Origin of the sequence: Mesorhizobium sp. M00.F.Ca.ET.216.01.1.1, assembly GCF_004010325.2 — a bacterium.
In the GTDB taxonomy this organism is placed as follows: domain Bacteria; phylum Pseudomonadota; class Alphaproteobacteria; order Rhizobiales; family Rhizobiaceae; genus Mesorhizobium.
Genome location: NZ_SADR02000492.1, coordinates 1 through 293, shown reverse-complemented (window position 1 = coordinate 293; position 293 = coordinate 1). Strand labels below are relative to the sequence as shown.

General features: G+C 67.2%; 1 protein-coding gene. It reads right to left on the bottom strand.

Translation table 11 applies throughout. The annotated features are described in order from the left end of the window. Positions 1–95: 95 nt before the first annotated feature. On the bottom strand, positions 96–293 hold a 198-nt coding region (locus EN859_RS37110; RefSeq protein ID WP_189502580.1), incomplete at its 5' end, for a GatB/YqeY domain-containing protein.

The window sequence follows — 293 nt, the reverse complement described above, 5'->3', positions numbered from 1 at the left end:
GGGGCTCGTGCCCCAGCGCCGTGCGCAGCCCCCGGCGGCGGCACTCCCATCACAAGGACACACACAAGGAGCACACGCTCGCCCGAGCACACGCGTTACTTTGCCAGCGCTGCCTTGACCTGAGCGGAAACCGCCGTCATGTCCGCACGGCCGGCAAGCTTCGGTTTCAGCACGCCCATCACCTTGCCCATGTCCTGCGGACCGGCAGCACCGGTTTGCGCGACCGCGGCCTGCACTTCGGCAACGATTTCCGCGTCCGTCATCTGCTCGGGCATATACGCGGCCAGAATGGC